Origin of the sequence: Mesorhizobium sp. M1312, assembly GCF_040318115.1 — a bacterium.
Classification (GTDB): domain Bacteria; phylum Pseudomonadota; class Alphaproteobacteria; order Rhizobiales; family Rhizobiaceae; genus Mesorhizobium.
The window spans coordinates 46,568-66,138 of the sequence record NZ_JAMYLQ010000006.1 but is presented as its reverse complement, the minus strand read 5'-3'; the positions used below and the strand labels follow the sequence as shown (position 1 = coordinate 66,138).

The 19,571-nt window shown below is 62.8% G+C and carries 15 protein-coding genes; 7 read left to right on the top strand and 8 right to left on the bottom strand.

Going from position 1 to position 19,571, the window contains the following annotated elements; all coding sequences use genetic code 11:
• Positions 1-4 precede the first annotated feature (4 nt).
• From NKH36_RS09905 to NKH36_RS09895, 3 genes are all read left to right on the top strand, one after another.
• Positions 5-1,126: an ATP phosphoribosyltransferase regulatory subunit gene (locus NKH36_RS09905; RefSeq protein WP_352957680.1), complete on the top strand. Its 1,122-nt coding sequence runs from the start codon at positions 5-7 to the stop codon at positions 1,124-1,126.
• A complete protein-coding gene (gene hisG, locus NKH36_RS09900; protein ID WP_352957678.1) occupies positions 1,123-1,827 on the top strand; it encodes an ATP phosphoribosyltransferase in 705 nt (234 codons plus the stop codon). Before NKH36_RS09905 ends, hisG begins: the two co-directional genes overlap by 4 nt.
• Positions 1,828-2,028: 201 nt before the next feature.
• Positions 2,029-3,801 (top strand): AMP-binding protein, encoded by a 1,773-nt coding sequence (locus tag NKH36_RS09895; RefSeq protein WP_352957676.1) that lies wholly within the window; start codon positions 2,029-2,031, stop codon positions 3,799-3,801.
• A 159-nt stretch (positions 3,802-3,960) separates the two neighbouring features.
• On the opposite strand, the gene NKH36_RS09890 is transcribed toward NKH36_RS09895, so the two are convergent.
• Both NKH36_RS09890 and NKH36_RS09885 read right to left on the bottom strand, forming a co-directional pair.
• Complete coding sequence (locus NKH36_RS09890; RefSeq protein WP_352957674.1) at positions 3,961-7,110, bottom strand: efflux RND transporter permease subunit; 3,150 nt, start codon at positions 7,108-7,110, stop codon at positions 3,961-3,963.
• Entirely contained in the window at positions 7,107-8,273 is a 1,167-nt protein-coding gene (locus NKH36_RS09885) for an efflux RND transporter periplasmic adaptor subunit (protein WP_352957672.1), read from the bottom strand. The genes NKH36_RS09890 and NKH36_RS09885 overlap by 4 nt, the downstream gene beginning before the upstream one ends.
• 118 nt (positions 8,274-8,391) lie before the next feature.
• On the opposite strand from NKH36_RS09885, the gene NKH36_RS09880 reads away from it, so the two are divergent.
• From NKH36_RS09880 to NKH36_RS09870, 3 genes are all read left to right on the top strand, one after another.
• Entirely contained in the window at positions 8,392-8,574 is a 183-nt protein-coding gene (locus tag NKH36_RS09880) for a cysteine rich repeat-containing protein (protein WP_473639057.1), read from the top strand.
• Positions 8,575-8,924: 350 nt separating this feature from the next.
• Positions 8,925-9,398, top strand: coding sequence for a VOC family protein (locus NKH36_RS09875; protein ID WP_352957670.1), 474 nt, complete (start codon positions 8,925-8,927; stop codon positions 9,396-9,398).
• A gap of 223 nt (positions 9,399-9,621) precedes the next feature.
• The gene (locus NKH36_RS09870; protein ID WP_352957668.1) at positions 9,622-10,608 is read left to right on the top strand and encodes an NAD(P)H-dependent flavin oxidoreductase; all 987 of its coding nucleotides are present in this window, start codon (positions 9,622-9,624) and stop codon (positions 10,606-10,608) included.
• A gap of 302 nt (positions 10,609-10,910) precedes the next feature.
• On the opposite strand, the gene NKH36_RS09865 is transcribed toward NKH36_RS09870, so the two are convergent.
• The 5 genes from NKH36_RS09865 to NKH36_RS09845 form a co-directional block, all read right to left on the bottom strand.
• Positions 10,911-11,435, bottom strand: a complete 525-nt coding sequence (locus NKH36_RS09865; protein ID WP_352957666.1) for a hypothetical protein — start codon at positions 11,433-11,435, stop codon at positions 10,911-10,913.
• A 398-nt stretch (positions 11,436-11,833) separates the two neighbouring features.
• Positions 11,834-13,255: a TRAP transporter large permease gene (locus NKH36_RS09860; RefSeq protein WP_352957664.1), complete on the bottom strand. Its 1,422-nt coding sequence runs from the start codon at positions 13,253-13,255 to the stop codon at positions 11,834-11,836.
• Entirely contained in the window at positions 13,252-13,899 is a 648-nt protein-coding gene (locus NKH36_RS09855; protein ID WP_352957662.1) for a TRAP transporter small permease subunit, read from the bottom strand. Before NKH36_RS09855 ends, NKH36_RS09860 begins: the two co-directional genes overlap by 4 nt.
• 70 nt (positions 13,900-13,969) lie before the next feature.
• Positions 13,970-15,100 (bottom strand): TRAP transporter substrate-binding protein, encoded by a 1,131-nt coding sequence (locus tag NKH36_RS09850; protein WP_352957661.1) that lies wholly within the window; start codon positions 15,098-15,100, stop codon positions 13,970-13,972.
• A gap of 317 nt (positions 15,101-15,417) precedes the next feature.
• Positions 15,418-16,326, bottom strand: coding sequence for a hydrogen peroxide-inducible genes activator (locus tag NKH36_RS09845; RefSeq protein WP_352957659.1), 909 nt, complete (start codon positions 16,324-16,326; stop codon positions 15,418-15,420).
• A 146-nt stretch (positions 16,327-16,472) separates the two neighbouring features.
• Between NKH36_RS09845 and katG the strand changes: the two genes are divergently transcribed.
• Positions 16,473-18,674 (top strand): catalase/peroxidase HPI, encoded by a 2,202-nt coding sequence (gene katG, locus NKH36_RS09840; RefSeq protein WP_352957658.1) that lies wholly within the window; start codon positions 16,473-16,475, stop codon positions 18,672-18,674.
• Between the two features lie 78 nt (positions 18,675-18,752).
• Here the strand turns inward: katG and NKH36_RS09835 are convergent, their stop codons facing one another.
• Complete coding sequence (locus NKH36_RS09835; RefSeq protein ID WP_352957656.1) at positions 18,753-19,430, bottom strand: MIP/aquaporin family protein; 678 nt, start codon at positions 19,428-19,430, stop codon at positions 18,753-18,755.
• Between the last annotated feature and the right edge of the window lie 141 nt (positions 19,431-19,571).

The window sequence follows — 19,571 nt, the reverse complement described above, 5'->3', positions numbered from 1 at the left end:
TCCCATGACCTCCCGCTATCCGGCCATCGCCGCAGATATCGCAAATCTCTTCGCCGCGCGAAACACGCATGCGGTCGAGGTTGCGGTGCTGCAGCCGGCCGACCCGTTCCTCGACATGGCCGGCGAGGATCTGCGCCGTCGCATTTTCCTCACCGAAAGCGAGACCGGCCTCACACTTTGCCTGCGGCCCGAGTTCACCATTCCGGTCTGTCTCGACCACATCGCCAGTCAGGCCGGCACGCCGCGCCGTTATTCCTATCTCGGCGAGGTGTTTCGCCAGCGCCGCGAGGGCGGCAATGAGTTCTTCCAGGCCGGCATCGAGGATCTCGGCGACGGCGACACGGCCGCCGCCGATGCCCGTTCGCTGGCCGATGCGCATGCGCTGCTTTCGCTGGTGCTGCCGGGCCAGGCACTAACGGTCACGCTCGGCGACCAGACGATATTCGAAGCGGTGCTGCCCGCGCTCGGCCTGCCGCGCGGCTGGCGGATGCGGCTGGCGCGGGCCTTCGGTTCGGCGGCGATGCTGGAGGCAGCGCTTGCCGACCTCGCCAACCCGCCGCGCAATGGCCAGCTCTCCGGCCCGGTCGCTGCCCTTGTCCTCGATGGCGATCTGGAAGGGCTTTCGTCGCACATCGCCGGCGGCATGGAGCAGGCGGGTCTGTCGGCGTCGGCCGGACGTTCGCCGTCCGACATTGCGCGGCGCTTGATCGAAAAGGCCGAGCTGCGCAGCGTGCGGCTGTCGAACGAGGCGTTTTCGGCGCTGAAGACTTTTCTGGCGATCGACGTGCCGCTCGACGGCGCAGCAAAAGCGCTCGAAACCTTCGCCGCCGGTTCTGGCCTCTCGCTGGGCACCGCGCTGGACAGTTTCGCGGCCCGTGCCAAGGCGATCGAAGGGCATGGCCTGCCAGTCAAAAAAATTCGCTACGATGCCGCCTTCGGCCGTCCCCTCGATTACTACACCGGCCTGGTCTTCGAGATCGCGGCGCAAAACAGCGATCGGCCGCTGGCCGGCGGCGGCCGCTATGACCGGCTGCTGACGCTGCTCGGCGCGAAAACGCCGATCCCCGGCGTCGGCTTCTCCGTCTGGCTCGACCGCATCGAGGCGTTGCGGGAGAAGGCGCAATGATCACGCTGGCGATCCCTTCAAAAGGCCGGCTCAAGGAGCAGGCGCTGGAGGTTCTGGCCAAGGCCGGGCTTGCCGTCAGCCTGCCCGGCGACGAGCGCAAATACCGCGCCCGCATCGAAGGCATGGAGAGCGTCGAGGTGGCGTTCCTGTCGGCGTCCGAAATATCAGGCGAGATCGGCCAGGGCTCGGTCGACCTCGGCATCACCGGTGAGGATCTGTTGCGCGAAAGCCTCGCCGACTGGGAGGCGCGCGCGGAGATCGTCGCCCGTCTCGGTTTCGGCAACGCCGATGTGGTGGTGGCGGTGCCCGACATCTGGCTCGATGTCGATACGATGGCCGATCTCGACGATGTCGCCGCCGATTTCCGCCAGCGCCACGGCAGGCGGCTCAGGATCGCCACAAAATACTGGCGGCTGACCCAGCAGTTCTTTTCGCAAAAGCACGGTATCCAGGTCTATCGGATCGTCGAGAGCTTGGGCGCCACCGAAGGCGCGCCGGCGGCGGGATTGGCCGATGTCGTCGTCGACATTACCACGTCAGGCTCGACCCTCCGGGCCAATCACCTGAAGGTGCTGGCCGACGGCGTCATCCTGCGCTCGCAGGCCTGCCTGGTTGCATCGAGGAAGACGCGTGCGGCGGCCGACGAGGTAATCTTGCGCGAGATTGCGGCGAAGATGGCAGGCGCAATCCCTCCCCCTTGAGGGGAGGGTGCCTCGCGGAGCGAGGCGGGTGGGGTCGTCTCACGTCGAGCTCTGCCGCAACGACCCCACCCGTCCATCCGCCTTCGGCGGCTGTCCACCGTCCCTTCAAGGGGGAGGATCGCCGCGCTCCAGTACCATCAACGGGATTTCCACCACCCCGGCAGGCTGATAGACTCGGCCTCGTCTGCGGAGGAGACGGCGATGCCGATCAATCTCGACGAGTTGAAGAATGCCACCAACCTGCGCGGCCGCCGCCCGCGCAATGGCGCCACGTTTATCGCGCCGGTCGACGGCCGGGCGCATGTGTCGGGCGAGCGCACCATTCCATTGCTGCAGCAGACCATCCCGGCGCTGCTTTCGGACACCGTCAGCAAATACGGTACGCTCGATGCCGCCGTCTTCCTCGAACAGGACAAGCGCTTCACCTGGAGCGAACTTTCAGACACGGCGGATGCCCTGGCCGCAGGCTTCCTGGCGCTTGGCCTGGCAAAAGGCGACCGCGTCGGCATCTGGTCGCCGAACCGCTGGGAATGGCTGGTGACGCAATTCGCCACCGCGCGCATCGGCCTGATCCTGGTCAACATCAACCCGGCCTACCGGCTGACCGAGCTGGACTATGCGCTGAACAAGGTCGGCTGCCGAGCGCTGGTCACGGCGGTCAGATTCAAGAGCTCCGACTATCTCGGGATGATCGAGACGCTGGCGCCGGAGATCGTGACTGCGACGCCGGGCAAACTTGAGGCGAGAAAATTGCCGGCGCTGAAGATCGTCATCCGCATGGGCGAGGAGAACTCGCCCGGCATGTTCAATTTCGCCGACGTGCTGGCGATGGCCGGGCGCGACGAGCATGACAGCCTCGACCGGATCTCCGAAGGGCTGAAGCCCGGCGACGCCATCAACATCCAGTTCACCTCAGGTACGACAGGCGCGCCAAAGGGCGCGACGCTGACCCACAACAACATCGTCAACAACGGCAATTTCGTCACCTCGGCGATCAGGCTGACCGTCGACGACCGGTTGTGCATCCCGGTGCCGCTCTATCACTGCTTCGGCATGTCGATGGGCACGATCGGCTGCGTCACCAAGGGCGCGACCATGGTTTTCCCGGGCGAGGGGTTCGATGCCGGCGCTACGCTGAAAGCGGTGGCAGCAGAGCGCTGCACCGCTCTCTACGGTGTGCCGACCATGTTCGTCGGCCTGCTCGACCATCCAGATTTCCAGTCCTTCGATCTCACCAGTCTGCGTACCGGCATCATGGCCGGCTCGCCGTGCCCGATCGAGGTGATGAAGAAGGTGGTGTCGCTGATGCATATGGCGGAGGTGACCATCGCCTATGGCATGACCGAGACCAGCCCGGTCTCGTTCCAGAGCAGCGTCGACGACCCGCTGGAAAAGCGCGTCTCGACCGTCGGCCGTGTCCACCCCCATGTCGAGGTCAAGGCCATCGACGCCGATGGCGCGACCGTTGCGGTCGGCACGCCGGGCGAGCTCTGCACGCGCGGCTATTCGGTGATGGAGGGCTATTGGGGCGACGAGGAAAAGACCCGCGAGGCGATCGATCTCGACGGCTGGATGCACACCGGCGATCTCGCCACCCTCGATGCGGAGGGCTATTGCAACATCGTCGGCCGGGTCAAGGATATGGTCATCCGCGGCGGCGAGAACGTCTATCCGCGCGAGGTCGAGGAGTTCCTCTATCGCCATCCCAAGGTCAGGGAAGTGCAGGTGTTCGGCATTCCCGACCCGAAATACGGCGAGGAGCTTTGCGCCTGGATCGTGCTCAAGCCCAACCAGATCGCCACCGAGCAGGAGATCAAGGCCTTTTGCGCCGGCCAGATCGCCCATTACAAGATCCCGCGCCACATCCGCTTTCGCACGGAATTGCCGATGACGGTGACCGGTAAGCCGCAGAAGTTTCTCATGCGCGAGGCGATGATGGACGAACTGGGGCTGGTGGCGCCGAAGACCGCCTGAGCGGGCAACGGGCTCCCGTTCGTACTTACGCGTTTGAAGAACAGAGGCGTTGTTTCAATGTCGGGCGACAATGACCCGGTCGAACGCGGCCTCCCCGCTGAGATCTGCGACAACGGATCCGAGCCTGCACCAGTGACAGACCGCGATAAGATCGTACTGCTACCCGGGAAGCGTGGACGTGACCTCCCGCTTCGTCTTGCGCGCGGCGCGCCATTCCTCGAACCGTTGCAGGATGACGAAGAAGGACGGTACGAAGAGAACGGCGAGACAGGTCGAGGCGATCATACCGGAAAAGACCGTGATGCCGATCGACTTGCGCGCGCTGGCCCCGGCGCCTGTCGCCAACACCAGCGGCGCGACACCAAGGATAAAGGCGAAGGACGTCATCAGGATGGGCCGGAAGCGCGCTCGCGCCGCCTCGATCGCCGCTTCGACGATCGGTCTGCCGGCGGCGCGTAGCTCGCGCGCGACCTCGACGATCAGGATCGCGTTCTTGGCGGACAGCGCGATCAGCAGGATCAGGCCGATCTGCACGTAGAGATTATTGTCGATGCCGAGGCCGTTGAGGACCAGGACCGGACCCACCAGCGACAGCGGCGCGGCCAGCAAGATCGAGATCGGGGCCAGCCAGCTCTCATATTGGCCTGCCAGCACCAGATAGACCAAGAGCAGCGCCAGGCCGAACACCAGATAGATCTGGCTGCCGACGAGCTTTTCCTGGAAGGACAGCGCCGTCCAGTCGTAGCCGGTGCCGGGCGGCAATGTGTCGGCCGCGACCCCTTCCATCAGCTTGATCGCGTCGCCGGACGAGAAGCCTTGTGCCTGCACGCCGATAATCGATGCCGAGGGATAGAGGTTATAGAGGCTGATCAGCGAGGGGCCGACGCTTGGTGTGATCGTCAGCAACGTGCCGAGCGGGATCATGTCGCCGCTCTGGTTGCGCACGCTCAGGCGGGCGATATTCTCGGGCGTCAGGCGGAATTGCGCATCGCCCTGCACATAGATCTGGAACACCCGCCCGAACTTGTTGAACTGACTGACATAAGTCGAGCCGAGATAACCGGCGAGCGTCTGAAAGACCTCGTCCGTGGTCAGCCCCAGGGTTTGCACCTTCTCCCGGTCGAGCTCGACCGTGTATTGCGGGACATTGGCGCGGAACGGCGCCGCCACGCGCTGGATGCCCGACTGCGTCTGAGCGGTCCTAGTTATCGCCTCGACTGCTCCTTGCAGCTTGGCGAGGTCGAAACTGCCGTCACGCAGCCCGACCTGCATGGTGAAGCCGGCGGCGTTGCCGATGCCCTGGATCGGCGGCGGCGGCAGCACCAGCACACGTCCGTCATCCATGTCGGACAGGTTTTTGTTGAGCGTTGCGTAAAGCGAGGCAAGATCCTCGTCCTTGCCGCGCAGACCCCAGTCCTTGAGGATGATGTAGGCAACGCCGGCGTTCGCCAGCGTCGAGTTATTGTCGAGTGCCGAGACGCCCGCGATGGTCACGACCTGATCGACGCCAGGCGTGGCCTTGGCGATCTTCGAAACCTGTTGCAGCGTCTCCTGCGTGCGGCCAAGTGCGGCGCCGTCGGGCAGTTGGACCGAAGCGAGCAGGTAGCCCTGATCCTCGATTGGAATGAAGCCGGTGGCCACGCGCGATATGCCATAGCCCGCCGCACCGATGATCAGCAGCGCAATGACGCCCATCACCGCACTGTGACGCACCATGGAGCCGATCAGGCCGGCATAACGGTTCTCCATGCGCTGGTAGATCGTGTTGAAGCCGCGGAAGAAGACATTGCGCTGGTCTGGCGGCACCGGGCGCCTCAGCCAGGTCGCACACTGCGTTGGCTTGAGCGTTGCCGCGTTGATGGCGCTGATAACGGCAGTTGCTGCAATCACCAGAGCGAATTGCGCATACATTTTCCCTGTGAGGCCGGGCAGAAACGCAGCCGGCAGGAACACCGCCATCAGCACCAGCGTGATGCCGATCATAGGCCCGAACAGCGCGTTCATGGCGGCTATCGCCGCATCGTGGCCCGACATGCCGCGCTCCATATTGTGAGCGGCTCCCTCGACCACGACGATGGCGTCGTCGACGACGATGCCAATGGCGAGCACGATAGCAAACAGGGTCGACAGATTCACCGTGAAGCCGAGCGCCGCCATCGCCGCAAACGCCCCGATGATCGTCACCGGCACAGTCGTGGCCGGCACCAGCATCGCCCGCCAATCCTGCAGGAAGAGGAGGATGACGATGAGCACCAGGACGGCAGCTTCGATCAGCGTCTTGTAGACCTCGTGGATCGCCTGGCTGACGAAAATCGTGGTGTCGAAGGGGATCGAGTATGCCAGGTCTTGCGGGAACTCGCGCGACAGCTCCTTCATCCTTGTCTCGACCTTGCCGGCCACATCGAGCGCGTTGGCGCCCGGCGACAGGAAAACAGCCAGACCCGCCGCCTCCTGGCCATCGAGATTGAAGAGCTGCCCATAGGTCTGGGCGCCGAGCTCGACCCGGCCGACGTCGCGCACGCGCGTCATGTCGCCGTTCGCTCCGGTCTTGACGATCACGGCGCCGAACTGATCGGGATCGTCAAGGCGGCTGGACACCTCGATCGTGTACTGGAAGGACTGGCTCGCGGGCGTCGGCGGCGCGCCAATCTGGCCTGCGGTGACCTGTTCGCTCTGCTGCCCCAGCGCCTGGACGACGTCCTGCGTGGTAAGGCCGCGCGCCTGCATCTTCTCGGGATCAAGCCAGACACGCATGGAATACTGGCCGGCGCCGAACACATTGACATTGCCGACCCCCGGTATTCGGGAGAGCTCATCCTTCAGCCGGATGGTCGCGTAATTGGCGAGATAAAGGCTGTCATATTGCCTATCAGGCGAAGTCAGCGTGACGATCTCGAGGATCGAGGTCGACTTCTGCTGAACGGTGACGCCTTGCACCTGCACCGCTTGCGGCAGCGCTGCCAGGGCTGAGGACGCACGGTTCTGCACACGCACTTGCGCCTGGTCGAGATCGGTGCCGATCGCGAACGTGACGGTCAGGTTATAGGTGCCATCCGATGCAGCAAATGACTGCATGTAGATCATGCCCTCGACGCCGTTGACCTGCTGCTCGATCGGCAACGCCACCGTGTCGATCACCGCACGCGCGCTCGCTCCCGGATAGCGCGTCGTCACCGAAACGGTAGGCGGCACCACGTCGGGATACTGCGCCACCGGCAGCGCAAAGAGCGAGATGACGCCGATGACGACCATGAGGATGGCGATGGCATTGGCCAGAACCGGCCGCTCGATGAAGAATTTGGAGATCATTTTGCCGCGCCATCCGTGGCAGCCGCTTCCAGTTTCTTCTCTTGCGGTTCGATCTTCTGGCCGGGCACGGCCGTCAGCAGGCCGGAGACAAGGACACGGTCATCCGGTGCGACGCCTTTGGTGATCACTCGCAGCGCGCCGACGAGTTGGCCGATCTCAACCGGACGCTGTTCGACCACGTCGTCCTTTCCGGCGACGAGCACGTAGCGACCCTTCTGGTCGCTACCGATCGCCCGGTCGGGAATGAGCAGCATGTCCGGCTCTACGCCCAACGGCACGCGCACACGCACGAAATAGCCAGGCAGCAGTTCCCGGCCTTCATTGGGGAGCACTGCGCGGACCGCTAGCGTGCCGGTGGCAGCGGTAACCTCTGGCGCGGCGTAGTCCAGCGTTCCCACGTGGGGGTAACCCGTCTCGCTCTGCAAGCCAACCTCGACCGGGATTTTCTTGAGATCCTGCGCGGTTATTCCACGCTTCGCCATGGCGGCGCGAATGCGCAGCACATCCTGCTCCGAGATGTTGAAATTGACGTAGATGGGGGCGATCTGAACGATGGTCGCCAGCGTGGTGGCGCTGCCGGTGCCGACCAGCTGCCCCATCGAAACCTCCCGGGACGTGACGGTGCCCGCGAACGGCGCTTTGACCTCGGTGTAGCTCAGATTGAGTTGAGCCTGCTTGACGTCGACCGCGCTCTGCTTCTGCTTGGCGATGTCGACTTGGGCCGCCGCGGAGGACTGGTCCAAAGTCGATTGCGAGATGATTTTCTGGGACAGCAGCTCCTGCTGCCGTTTCAGGTCGGCACCGGACTGCTTCGCGGCGGCATCGGCTGAACCTTGGCCAGCCTCGGCTTGCTCGAGCGCCAGCTGGTAGGAATCGGGCTCGATCAGGAACAGCCGGGCGCCGGCCTTGACCTCGTCGCCGTCCTTGTAATCGATTTCCTGGATGAAGCCCGAGACGCGCGCAACCAGGGGCGTCGTGTTCACCGCCGCGGCAACGCCGGTGGCCTCGAGATAAGGGGTCACGCTCTGCTTCATCGGGAGCGCCACGTCGACCTTGGGCGGAGGTGGCGGTACGTATGTGTTTTCCTCGCTGCAAGCGGACAATAGTAGTGTAACGGCGAACAAGCCTGCCGCCTGCGCGATTCTACCCGATAGGAAAAGCATTTCCCCCCTCTATATACTTCCAGGTGTATATCGCATTATATAAAAGTGAGCTAATCTACATGTTTGAGGGGAGTTTGTCATGCGGATTGCGTTGCGCGTGCTTTTCTTGGCAACTCAGATGGCAACCACCGTGGCGCTGGCGCAGACGGCAGCCGAGCGTGAGGCCTGCCAGGCAGATTACCAGAAGTTCTGCAAGGGCGTGTTGCCGGGCGGCGGCCACGTCATCAAATGCCTGGCCGATCACATGAGCGAGCTGACGCCCGAATGCCAAAAGGTCGTCAAGGCGAACACGCCTGGATAGCACCACTGTGCCTTTCCGAGCCGCAGATGAACATGACGTGTCGGACTGGAGCGCCGGTGGGCGAGGTCTGCGGGCGCCGGATCGTGGCCTGTCGTCTGGTTAGGGGTCGGAAAGTTGGTCTGCTTTGCGGATTTTCCAGACATTCCCGACGTATTTCAGGGGGGGGCCTTCGCTTATCGTCCGGAACCCGGGCCAAAGCGACAGCGACGTTAGGGTAAGCTGCTCTTTGCGTTCGCCCGGGCGAGACGGACGCTTCCGGGGTGGAGAAAAGCGGTTGGCTAACTATTTCGGAAGAGAGCGGATGGGGAAACAAGGCCGAAATCTCGGCCCCAAAGCGAAAGGAACCCGCAATGGCAAAGAACACGATTTGCCTCTGGTACGATAAGGACGCCGAGGCTGCCGCCCGCTTCTATTCCGAGATCTTTCCTGACAGCGTGGTGAGTGCCGTGCACCGTGCACCCAGTGACTACCCAGCCGGCAAAGAGGGCGATGTGTTGACGGTCGAATTCACAGTTGCGGGCCTTCCTTGTATCGGCCTCAACGGGGGTCCCGAGTTCAAGCACAACGAAGCCTTCTCGTTCCAGATCGCCACCGACGATCAGGAGGAGACCGACCGCTACTGGAATGCCATCATCGGCAACGGCGGCCAGGAGAGCGTGTGCGGCTGGTGCAAAGACAAATGGGGGATTTCCTGGCAAATCATTCCACGCGTACTGACTGACGCCATGGCGGCTGGCGGCGACGAGGCAAAGCGCGCGTTTGACGCCATGATGACCATGGTGAAAATCGACGTCGCCGCGATCGAGGCGGCGCGGCGCGGTTGACGCTCCATCGGGTCTTGCGGCCAAATTGCTGCCAGAGCGTGTCGCTCGCCACCCAAGTGCTCCGTCCAGCCGCCAGCTTTGCGTTGCGGCGACCATTAGTCGCTTACGACTAAAAAAGGTCTGATTTCTCGGTTCGAGGCTCAAGCGGGACCACTATCCTGCTATTGTGCATCGCGTATGCTGCATCTTCGGTATCCCTTCGATGATTTGACGAGCGCGAGCCGTGCCCCTCAAAACCCGACTGACCGAGCGTTTTGCGATCAGGCATCCCATCCTCCTTGCTCCGATGGGCGTGATGGCAGGCGGGCGGCTTGCTGCTGCGGTGTCGCATGCTGGCGGGCTTGGTCTGATCGGCGGCGGCTATGGCGATGAAGCTTGGCTGGACAAGGAATTTGCCGCCGCAGGCAACGCCCGTGTCGGATGCGGCTTTATCACTTGGTCGCTGGCAACCAGGCCGCATCTGCTCGATCGCGTGTTGGAGCGGCAACCCGCGGCGCTCATGCTTTCATTCGGCTCGCCTGCACCCTTCGCCGCGCATATCAGAGAAGCGCGAGTGCCTATCATCTGCCAGGTTCAGTCGATGTTGCACGCCCGTGAGGCGCTCGACGTCGGCGCAGATGTCATTGTGGCGCAGGGCAAAGAAGCCGGCGGCCACAGCGGTCACCGCTCGACGTTCACGCTCGTTCCCGAGGTTGCCGATCTTCTGGCGAAACAGGCGCCGGAGACGCTTCTCGTGGCGGCGGGTGGCGTTGGCGACGGTCGAGCGCTTGCCGCGGCATTGCTGCTCGGCGCCGACGGCGTGCTTGTCGGCACGCGGTTCATTGCGACTGCAGAATCCGCTGCGCCACGCGGGATCCAGGAGGCTATCATCGCCGCCGATGGCGATAAGACGATCAAGACCACAACCGTCGACATTGCCCGCAACTATCGTTGGCCGACAGACGAATTCGTCGCGCGCGTGCTGAGGACTCGATTTGTCGCCGCCTGGCATGGCCGCGAAGGTCAGTTGGCTGAAGCGCCGACGCTGGCCATCCAGAGCAGCGACTATTGGGACGCTTTTTACGCTGGCGATGCTGAGAACACCGGCGTGTTGATGGGGGAAGTGGCCGGAGTTATCCAAAGCGTGGAGTCGGCTGGACGCGTGATCGAGGACATGGTGGGACAAGCCGAGCGTCTGCTCGCGGACGGCCCGCGACGTATTGTCGATTGATTGCTCAGTTTTTCTTCGACCCTACCGGATTAATTGCACACCGCCTCAGCCAATGCGCGGATGATCTTTGCCACTTCGATGCTCCAGATCGCGCAATGGCGCTGGCTGGTCTTGCCGCTATTTCCGGGATGAGCGTGACGCCGAGCCCGTGCGCCACCATCCGCAGCAGCGTCGGGTCGCGGGCGATCAAAGCGACCTTCGTACACTTGTGCGGAGCGCACGCCCGATGCCAGCAGAAGCGCCGCTGATCACCTCTGTCTTTTCCGCTTCAATCCGACTGCGCCAGGTCGGTGCTGGCAAGGCTAAACCGCCGGTCCTTCGAGCCCGCTTCTCTCGTGCGATTTCCACAGGTACCAGCCGAGGACGGTACCGAAGAAGAATGTATGGGCAATGAACTGCACGACCGGGCTTGCTTGCAGGAACCAGGGGAATGCGATCGGCGCGATCACATAGAAATTGACGAGCCACAAGACGAGGCCAAAGACGCTGCCGAGACCAATGAAGGCTGCTCGCCCACGCAGCATTGCGGCAATCTCTCCGAACACGATCCCATAGGCGATGGCCAGGATCAAATGCACGATCACGCCAGCGATGCTGGCCGTCAGGAGCGGGTAGCCGGGATCGAGAGCTTCCGGTCCAAGCGCGATGGCGCCGATCATGCGCAGGGGCATGAAGAAAGCTTCCGCCCCCATCATGAACGCACTCGCCGTCATTTCGAACGCCGCAAAGACGAGGCCTGCGACAATACCCGCAACGGCACCCTGCTGGAGTCCCCATCGGATGTCGCGCGGCGTCACTGGCGTATGGATGTAATCACGGTAAGCCATAACACTGCTCCCTATTCTGGACGCAGATTCCTCCGGAAAATCAAAGCCGGGAAGGCGTCGGCGGTTCCGGGCATTCGGTGCAATTCACGAGGATTTGATTGAAATTGATGGTTCTCAGGCCGAGCGGACGGTTCGGCCCTTTGCCCGCATCGACGCTGCAGCCAAGCAGCTTCCCCGCGACCGCCCAATCCGGCGATTACCTCGCGCGAGACCTCAGTTGGCTCCATAGATCGTAGCCCGCAAGGAGGACGCCGATGCCGACCGCAACGCCTAGATCGGGATGCGGGACGAACCGGATTACGACGCCGAAAAACGCCAGAAAGACAACAAACGCCAATACGGCCAGGAAGCGGCTCAAATTCATCTATTGTCCTCCATTCGCCGCGGCATCCCCGTCCTCAGCCCCCGTAGATCAGGTTGGGCAGCCCGTACACGATCTGCGGGAAGATGTAGATGATGACCATGCACAGGATGACGATCAGCATATAAGGCATCATTCCGCGGAAAATATCCGAAAGCTGAACATGCGGCGGCGCAATGCCCTTGAGGTAGTAGGCCGACATCGCCATGGGCGGCGACAGAAAGGCCGTCTGAAGGTTGACCGCGACGAGCACGCCGAAAAACAGCGGATCGATCTCGAAATGAGCCAACAGCGGCAGGAAGATCGGAACGAAGATCACGATAATCTCCGTCCATTCCAGCGGCCAGCCCAGGATGAAGATGATGATCTGGGCGACGATCAGAAACATCAGCGGCGACATGTCGAGGCCGGTGACGAAATCGCTGATCAGTTGCTGGCCTCCCAGATAGGCAAAGACCGAGGCGAAGGTCGCGGAGCCGACGAACAGCCAGCACACCATCGCGGTCGTGCGCGCTGTCAGATAGACGGATTCCTTCAGGCGTTGCCACGTCAGGGCCCGGTAGGCGGCGGCCAGCACGACGCCGCCGAGCGCGCCGATGGCGGCAGCCTCCGAAGGCGTGGCGAGGCCGAAGAGAATAGCGCCGAGCACCGCGAGGATCAGGACCGCCAGGGGGACGAAGGAAGTCAGCAGCATCCAGCTGATTTGCAGGACCGAATAGTGCCCTACCTCGTCTCGGGTCGGCTTCGGCGCCAACTGCGGCTGCAGCACCGCCTTCGCCACCACATAGATCAGATAGAGGCCGGCAAGCAGCAGTCCTGGAAGCAGGGCCGCCGCATACATGCGGACCACCGAAACACCCGCCGTCGCGCCATAGACGATGAGCAGAATGGACGGCGGAATGAGGATGCCGAGGGTTCCGCCCGCGCAGATCACTCCCGAGGCATAGCTGATGTCGTACCGCGCCTTCAGCATGGCGGGAAACGCCAGCAGGCCCATGAGTGTGACGACCGCGCCGACAATGCCTGTAGCCGTTGCGAAAAGGGTGCAGGTGATGAGGGCGGCGACTGCCATGGAGCCGGGAACGCGCCGGGTGGCGATATAGAGGGTGCCGAAAAGACGCTCGATGATATTGGACCGCTCGACGATGTAGCCCATGAACAGGAACAGCGGGATGGCGGTCAGCACGTCGTTCGAGATCACAGAATAGGTCTGATTCACGAACAGATCGAAAATGCGGTTGTTGAAGAAGCCGCCGATCCAATGCTCCGTAAGCGTCCAGCCGTCGGCGCCATCCTCAACCGCCCGTTCGTAGGCGCGCCACATCCGTCCCGGATTTAAATAAGCGTAGTAGCCAAAGGCGACCCCGAGCGCCATCAAAGTGAACGCAACCGGGAAGCCAAGGAAGATCGCCAGAACCAGAATGAGCAGCATCGCGACGGCGACCTGAGGATCGCTCATCTGTCTTCTCCGTCGCGGTCGGGTTCATTGTCGGGGTGGAGGAATGGGAGGTCGACTGCTTCCGAACCGTGATGCAGAACATCGAGCGTCTTGGCTTCCATCAGCACCTTTTCGGTCTCTTCCACATCTTCAGCTGCGCGCGGCCATGTTCCGATTCGTAGACAGACGACGCAGCGGAACACCTGAGCAATCCCCTGCACGAAGAGCAGGATGCCTGCCGCCACGATGACGGCCTTGAACTGAAAGATCGGAATCCCGGCTGGGCTGTTCGAGCTTACTTCGAGATAGCCAAAGCTGCGTGCGGCATACTTCCAGCCGGCCAGAATCAGCGCCGTGACGCCTGGGAAGAAGAAAATGAAGTAGAGGACAAGTTCGACCGCCGCTTGCACGCGCGGCCTCCACAGACGGTAGATGAAATCGCCGCGCACATGCCCGTCTCGCGACAAGGTGTAAGCGCCGGCCATCATGAACATTGTGCCGTAGAGCATGTAGCTGAGGTCGAATGCCCACGCAGTCGGCGCGCTGAACAGGTATCGCACGACAACCTCATAGCTCACGCCGAGCGTCATGACGACGACGCTCCAGGCGAACACCTTTCCAAACCATGCCGAAAGTTCATCGGCGAACGCAATGTAACGGAGCATCTACTGGGTTCCGTCAGATACAATCCGGCGGTCCGCAAGACCGCCGGATTTGCCGAAGCGGAGGCGCGAATTAGAGCTTCAGCTTGCCGGGGAAGTAATGTTCGTATGCCAGTGTCAGGTCGGCTGAATTCATAAGCTCGTAGTAGACAACGCGTTCGACCCATTGGCGCTGGCTATCGAGCACCCGCTTCATGAACGCATCCGCCTCCAGCGTCGGGATGATCTTGTCCCAGGCCTGGAGTTGTGCGTCGAGAATCTCCTTGGAGGTGCGGTGCACGGTGACACCGTGCTCGCTCTGCAGTTTCTGCAGGTCGGCCGAATAGTTGTCGAGGGCGACTGCGGTGGTCGCGGTGCTGGCCGCCTCCACGCCATATTCGAGAATGGCCTTCAGATCGTCGTCGAGATCGTCGAATACGTCCTTGTTGAACAGGTATTCGAACGACTCGCTCGCCTGATGGTAGGACGACAAGATATAGTTCTTGGCGACGTCCTGCGAACCGAAGCGAAGGTCGGACGACGGATTGTTGAATTCGAAGGCGTCGATAACCCCGCGCTCCATGGCCGGCACGATTTCACCGCCGGGCAGCTGCGCCACGCTGAGGCCGAGGTTCTGCATGAGATCGGCGGCAAGACCCACCGTCCGATACTTGAATCCCTGCAGTTCGGCGGGGGTCGTGACAGGATTCTTGAACCAGCCGAACGGCTGCGCCGGCATTGGGAAGCCGTAGAAGCCGACGACGTTGAGGCCCATGATGTCCTGCGTCAGCTCGCGGTAGAGATCCTTGCCGCCGCCCTGGTGGAACCAGGCGAGCATGGTTGTGGCGCTGCCGCCAAACACAGGGCCGGTTCCGAAAAGCGATGCGGCCTTGTGCTTGCCGTACCAGTAGACGGGGACGGTATGCGCGGCGTCGATGACGCCGTCATTGACGCCATCCAGCACCTGGAACGCGCCCACGACCGCACCCGCGGGCAGGAGCTCGAACTTCAGCCGGCCGCCCGACATCTTTTCGACGCGCTCTATGTATAGCCGCGCGAAATCCATCCAGATGTCCGACGCAGGCCAGGAGGTCTGCATCTTGATGGTCACCGGCGCCTGCGCCAGTACGGCCGGGGCCGAGAGCGTCGTTGCTGCAGCCGCACCGGCCGTGATGGCGGTTGATTTTTCCAGGAACCCGCGACGCGAGATTTTGCTGTCGGACATTTACTCCTCCCACTGTTGTAAACTCTTCTGCCACAACCAGAATATGCGAACTCGCCCTTCACGCAACCAGTTTCGCTGCCGGTGACATCTGACCTCGCCACTGTTTCCGCATCCGACTTTTTAGCAGTCGGCGCAAATCGTTCATCTGGCTCACATGACGAATGTAGGACTGCTGCGCAGCATGCCAAGGCGGTCGTAACGATCCCCGGGGTTGGCAGGCCGCGGCAGACCCCTGTTTGTGGTGGCATTGGCCCTTGCTCGCAGCTTGGAAACGAGATTGAGGTCACATTCAGACCCTCTGACCAACATCCTCGACCTCACGCCGCCAGCACCGCCTCATCCAGGCCCCGGATGATCTTCGCCAGTTCAACGCATTCGTCATGCCGGACCTTGTTGCGTCGCCAGGCGAGGCAGATCGTGCGCTGCGGCATCGGCTCCTGGAACGGCACGATCTTCAGATCGCGCATGGCGCTGGCCGGTCCAGCCGCCATTTCCGGGATGAGCGTGACGCCGAGCCCGTGCGCCACCATCTGCAGCAGCGTCGTCAGGCTGGTCGCGCCATAACTCGCCATTGCCACCGGCCGCACGCTGCCGCAGACGGCAAGCGCCTGTTCGCGCAGGCAATGGCCTTCCTCCAGCAGCATCAGCCTTTCCAGCGCCGGGCTTTCCGGCGGAACCGGCGGCGAGGCGAAGGCGGGATCGCCGGCCGGCACGGCAAGGAAGAACCGGTCGGAGAAAAGCGCCTCGGTGATCAGCCCGGGCTGGTCGAGGGGAAGGGCCGCGATGAAGGCGTCGAGCTTTCCCAGGGCGGTGTCCTCGACCAGCGACGCGGTTACCGCTTCGCGCAATTCGAGCTGCAAGGCCGGAAAATGCCGTTTCAGCTCTGGCAGTACATGCGGCAGAAGGTAGGGCGCCACCGTCGGAATGATGCCGAGCCGGAAGCGTCCCTCCATGGCCGGGCGGCCGCGCCGGGCCGTGGTCTCGATCTCGCGGATGTCGGCAAGAATGCGCTCGATCCGCGGCAGCATGGCCAGTGCCTCGTCGGTCATCCGCACCGATTTGCCGCCGCGCTCGAATAGCCGGCAGTTGAGCCGTAGCTCCATCTCCGCGATCTGCGAGGACAGCGCCGGCTGGCTGACGCCGGCCAGCTTCGCGGCGCGGCCGAAATGCAGCGTCTGCGCCAGTGCCTCGAAATATTGCATCTGCCGGACGGTCAGACCAATCATAAGGAAAGCCTATCGCAACAAACAGGAAAGGCAATTTGTTTTTATCGGCAATGCGGCCTAGTCTGGAACCATTCCAGAATGACGTGGCTCAAGGCCCGTCGGGAAAATCAACAAATCCCGAAAAAATCAACAAATCGGAGAGAACGATGGACGCAAAGACCGATGACAATAGCGTGGGAAAATGCCCGGTCGCGCATGGATCGGCCGGCAGGACCAACCGTGACTGGTGGCCAAACCAGCTTGACCTTGCCGTTCTCCACCAGCAGTCGAGCCTCTCGAATCCGATGGGCGAGAACTTCGACTACGCCGAGGAATTCAAGAGCCTCGATCTCGATGCGGTGATCAAGGACCTGCACCAGGTGATGACCGATTCGCAAGATTGGTGGCCGGCCGATTTCGGCCATTACGGCCCGCTCTTCATCCGCATGGCCTGGCACAGCGCCGGCACCTATCGCATCGGCGATGGCCGTGGCGGCGCCGGCGCCGGCCAGCAGCGTTTCGCACCGCTCAACAGCTGGCCGGACAACGCCAATCTCGACAAGGCACGCCGGCTGCTGTGGCCGATCAAGCAGAAATACGGCAGGAAGATCTCCTGGGCCGATCTGTTGATCCTCACCGGCAACGTCGCGCTGGAATCGATGGGCTTCAAGACGTTCGGCTTCGCCGGCGGGCGCGCCGATGTCTGGGAGCCCGAGCAGGACGTGGACTGGGGGTCGGAAACCAAGTGGCTCGGCGACGAGCGTTATTCCGGCGACCGCGAACTTCGGGGCCATCTCGGCGCCGTGCAGATGGGGCTGATCTACGTCAACCCGGAAGGACCGAATGGCACGCCCGATCCGTTGGTCTCGGCACGCGACATCCGTGAAACCTTCGCACGTATGGCCATGAACGACGAGGAAACCGTGGCGCTCATCGCCGGCGGTCACACCTTCGGCAAGACCCACGGCGCTGGTGACGCATCGCTGGTGGGGGCGGAGCCGGAAGGCGCCGGCATCGAGGCGCAGGGCCTCGGCTGGTCGAGCAAGCATGCCACCGGCATTGCCGGCGACGCCATCACATCGGGCCTCGAAGTGACCTGGACCACGACGCCGACCAAGTGGAGCAACAACTTCTTCGATAATCTGTTCAACTACGAATGGGAGCTGACCAAGAGCCCGGCCGGCGCCCATCAGTGGACCCCGAAGGGCGGCGCCGGCGCAGGCTCGGTTCCGGACGCGCACGATCCGTCGAAGCGCCGCGCGCCGGCGATGCTGACCACCGACCTCGCGCTGCGAGTCGATCCGGCCTATGAGAAAATCTCGCGGCGTTTCCATGAGAATCCGGATCACTTCGCCGATGCCTTCGCGCGCGCCTGGTTCAAGCTGACCCATCGCGACATGGGGCCGGTTGTCCGCTATCTCGGCCCGCTCGTGCCGAAGGAAGAGCTGATCTGGCAGGACCCTATCCCGGCCGTCGATCACGAACTGATCAGCGAGCAGGACATCGCCTCGCTGAAGGCGAAGATACTGGCCTCTGGCCTGTCCGTTTCCGAACTGGTCTCGACCGCCTGGGCCTCGGCTTCGACGTTCCGCGGCTCTGACAAGCGCGGCGGCGCCAACGGCGCACGCATCCGCCTGGCGCCGCAGAAGGACTGGGACGTCAATCAGCCTACCGAACTATCGAAGGTGCTTGCGCAGCTCGAAGGCGTCCAGAGCGAGTTCAACGCCGGGCAGACAGGCGACAAGAAGGTCTCGCTTGCCGACCTGATCGTTCTCGGCGGCGTCGCCGCGATCGAGAAGGCCGCCAAGGACGGCGGCCATGACGTGGAGGTGCCTTTCACGCCAGGCCGCATGGACGCCTCGCAAGAACAGACGGACGTCCAGTCCTTTGCCGCGATCGAGCCAAAAGTCGATGGCTTCCGCAATTATGTCAGGGGCAAGCAGCCGATGTCAGTCGAAGCGATGCTGGTCGATCGGGCGCAGCTGCTGACCTTGACGGCGCCGGAGATGACGGTGCTCGTCGGCGGGTTGCGTGTGCTTGGCGCCAACACCGGCAAGTCGAAGCACGGGGTGTTCACCGACAGGCCGGGCACGTTGACCAACGATTTCTTCGTCAACCTGCTCAGCATGAACACGGTCTGGGATCCGGCCGCCGGCTCCGATGAAGTCTACGAAGCGCGCGACCGCAAGACCAAGGCGGTCAAGTGGACCGGCACCCGCGCAGATCTGATCTTCGGCTCGCACGCGCAGTTGCGTGCGCTTGCCGAGGTCTACGGGTCGGCGGACGCCGGGCAGAAGTTCGTTAGGGATTTCGTCGCGGCCTGGACCAAGGTGATGAACGCCGACCGCTTCGATCTTGCCCGGGGCTGAGGCGGCAAGTGATTCTCTAATTTAACAAAAAAGGCGCGGGCCTTGACCCGCGCCTTTTTTGTATTGAAGCTTCGACTTTCAGTCCTTCTCGAAGATGCGGGTCTTGGCAACCACGCCGGCAATGGCGCCGCCGATCAGCGGTGCGACGATGAACAGCCAGAGCTGGCCGATTGCGGTACTGCCCGAAAACAGCGCCGGGCCGATCGAGCGGGCCGGGTTGAGCGACGTGCCGGTGACCGGAATGATGGCGAAGTGCAGTCCCGCCAGCGTCAGGCCGATGACGAGGCCGGCAAAGGCCGTCGCGTGGCTGCCGCTGGTGACGCCAAGGATCACCGTGACAAAGGTGAAAGTTCCGATCAGCTCCCACAGGAGCGCCGAGCTGACGCCCCATTTCGTCGTATCCCAGCCATTGGCGCCGAAGCCGCCGGTGTGTCCGCCGACTTGTCCGGAGACGATGATCCACAGCGCCAGCGACGCAATGATGGCGCCGATGACCTGTGCGATCCAGTACGGGATGACGTCCTTGGCCTGCATTCGGCCGGCGAGGAACACGCCGAGCGTCACCGCCGGGTTGAGATGGGCGCCCGAGATCGGGCCGATCGCATAGGCCGCCGCAATCAGGCCGATGCCGAATGCAAGACCGATGCCTTCCTGGCCGAGCGGCAGCGCGCCGCCGAAGCCGCCCGTCACCACCGAGGCCGTGCCGATGAACACCAGTAGAAATGTGCCTAGAACTTCCGCCAGATAAGTCTTCATTGCCCTCTCCTCGTAATTTTCTGCCGATCCGCTTGCTGTTCTTGGCGAATCACGCAGCGGAAGACTACCGCAACTTCAAAAGTTTGAAAGCACAAGCAATGCGCGATTGAAGTCTCGGATGCCGACAAGGCGTTCGATCTG

Bases quoted from the DNA above. Each gene is read 5' to 3' on its own strand.
- NKH36_RS09845 (WP_352957659.1), bottom strand. From the start codon at position 16,326: ATGATTGGTCTGACCGTCCGGCAGATGCAATATTTCGAGGCACTGGCG.
- NKH36_RS09865 (WP_352957666.1), bottom strand. From the start codon at position 11,435: ATGGCTTACCGTGATTACATCCATACGCCAGTGACGCCGCGCGACATC.
- NKH36_RS09890 (WP_352957674.1), bottom strand. From the start codon at position 7,110: ATGATCTCCAAATTCTTCATCGAGCGGCCGGTTCTGGCCAATGCCATC.
- NKH36_RS09855 (WP_352957662.1), bottom strand. From the start codon at position 13,899: ATGCTCCGTTACATTGCGTTCGCCGATGAACTTTCGGCATGGTTTGGA.
- NKH36_RS09895 (WP_352957676.1), top strand. From the start codon at position 2,029: ATGCCGATCAATCTCGACGAGTTGAAGAATGCCACCAACCTGCGCGGC.
- NKH36_RS09860 (WP_352957664.1), bottom strand. From the start codon at position 13,255: ATGAGCGATCCTCAGGTCGCCGTCGCGATGCTGCTCATTCTGGTTCTG.
- NKH36_RS09850 (WP_352957661.1), bottom strand. From the start codon at position 15,100: ATGTCCGACAGCAAAATCTCGCGTCGCGGGTTCCTGGAAAAATCAACC.
- NKH36_RS09885 (WP_352957672.1), bottom strand. From the start codon at position 8,273: ATGCTTTTCCTATCGGGTAGAATCGCGCAGGCGGCAGGCTTGTTCGCC.
- hisG (WP_352957678.1), top strand. From the start codon at position 1,123: ATGATCACGCTGGCGATCCCTTCAAAAGGCCGGCTCAAGGAGCAGGCG.
- NKH36_RS09875 (WP_352957670.1), top strand. From the start codon at position 8,925: ATGGCAAAGAACACGATTTGCCTCTGGTACGATAAGGACGCCGAGGCT.
- NKH36_RS09880 (WP_473639057.1), top strand. From the start codon at position 8,392: ATGGCAACCACCGTGGCGCTGGCGCAGACGGCAGCCGAGCGTGAGGCC.
- NKH36_RS09905 (WP_352957680.1), top strand. From the start codon at position 5: ATGACCTCCCGCTATCCGGCCATCGCCGCAGATATCGCAAATCTCTTC.
- NKH36_RS09835 (WP_352957656.1), bottom strand. From the start codon at position 19,430: ATGAAGACTTATCTGGCGGAAGTTCTAGGCACATTTCTACTGGTGTTC.
- katG (WP_352957658.1), top strand. From the start codon at position 16,473: ATGGACGCAAAGACCGATGACAATAGCGTGGGAAAATGCCCGGTCGCG.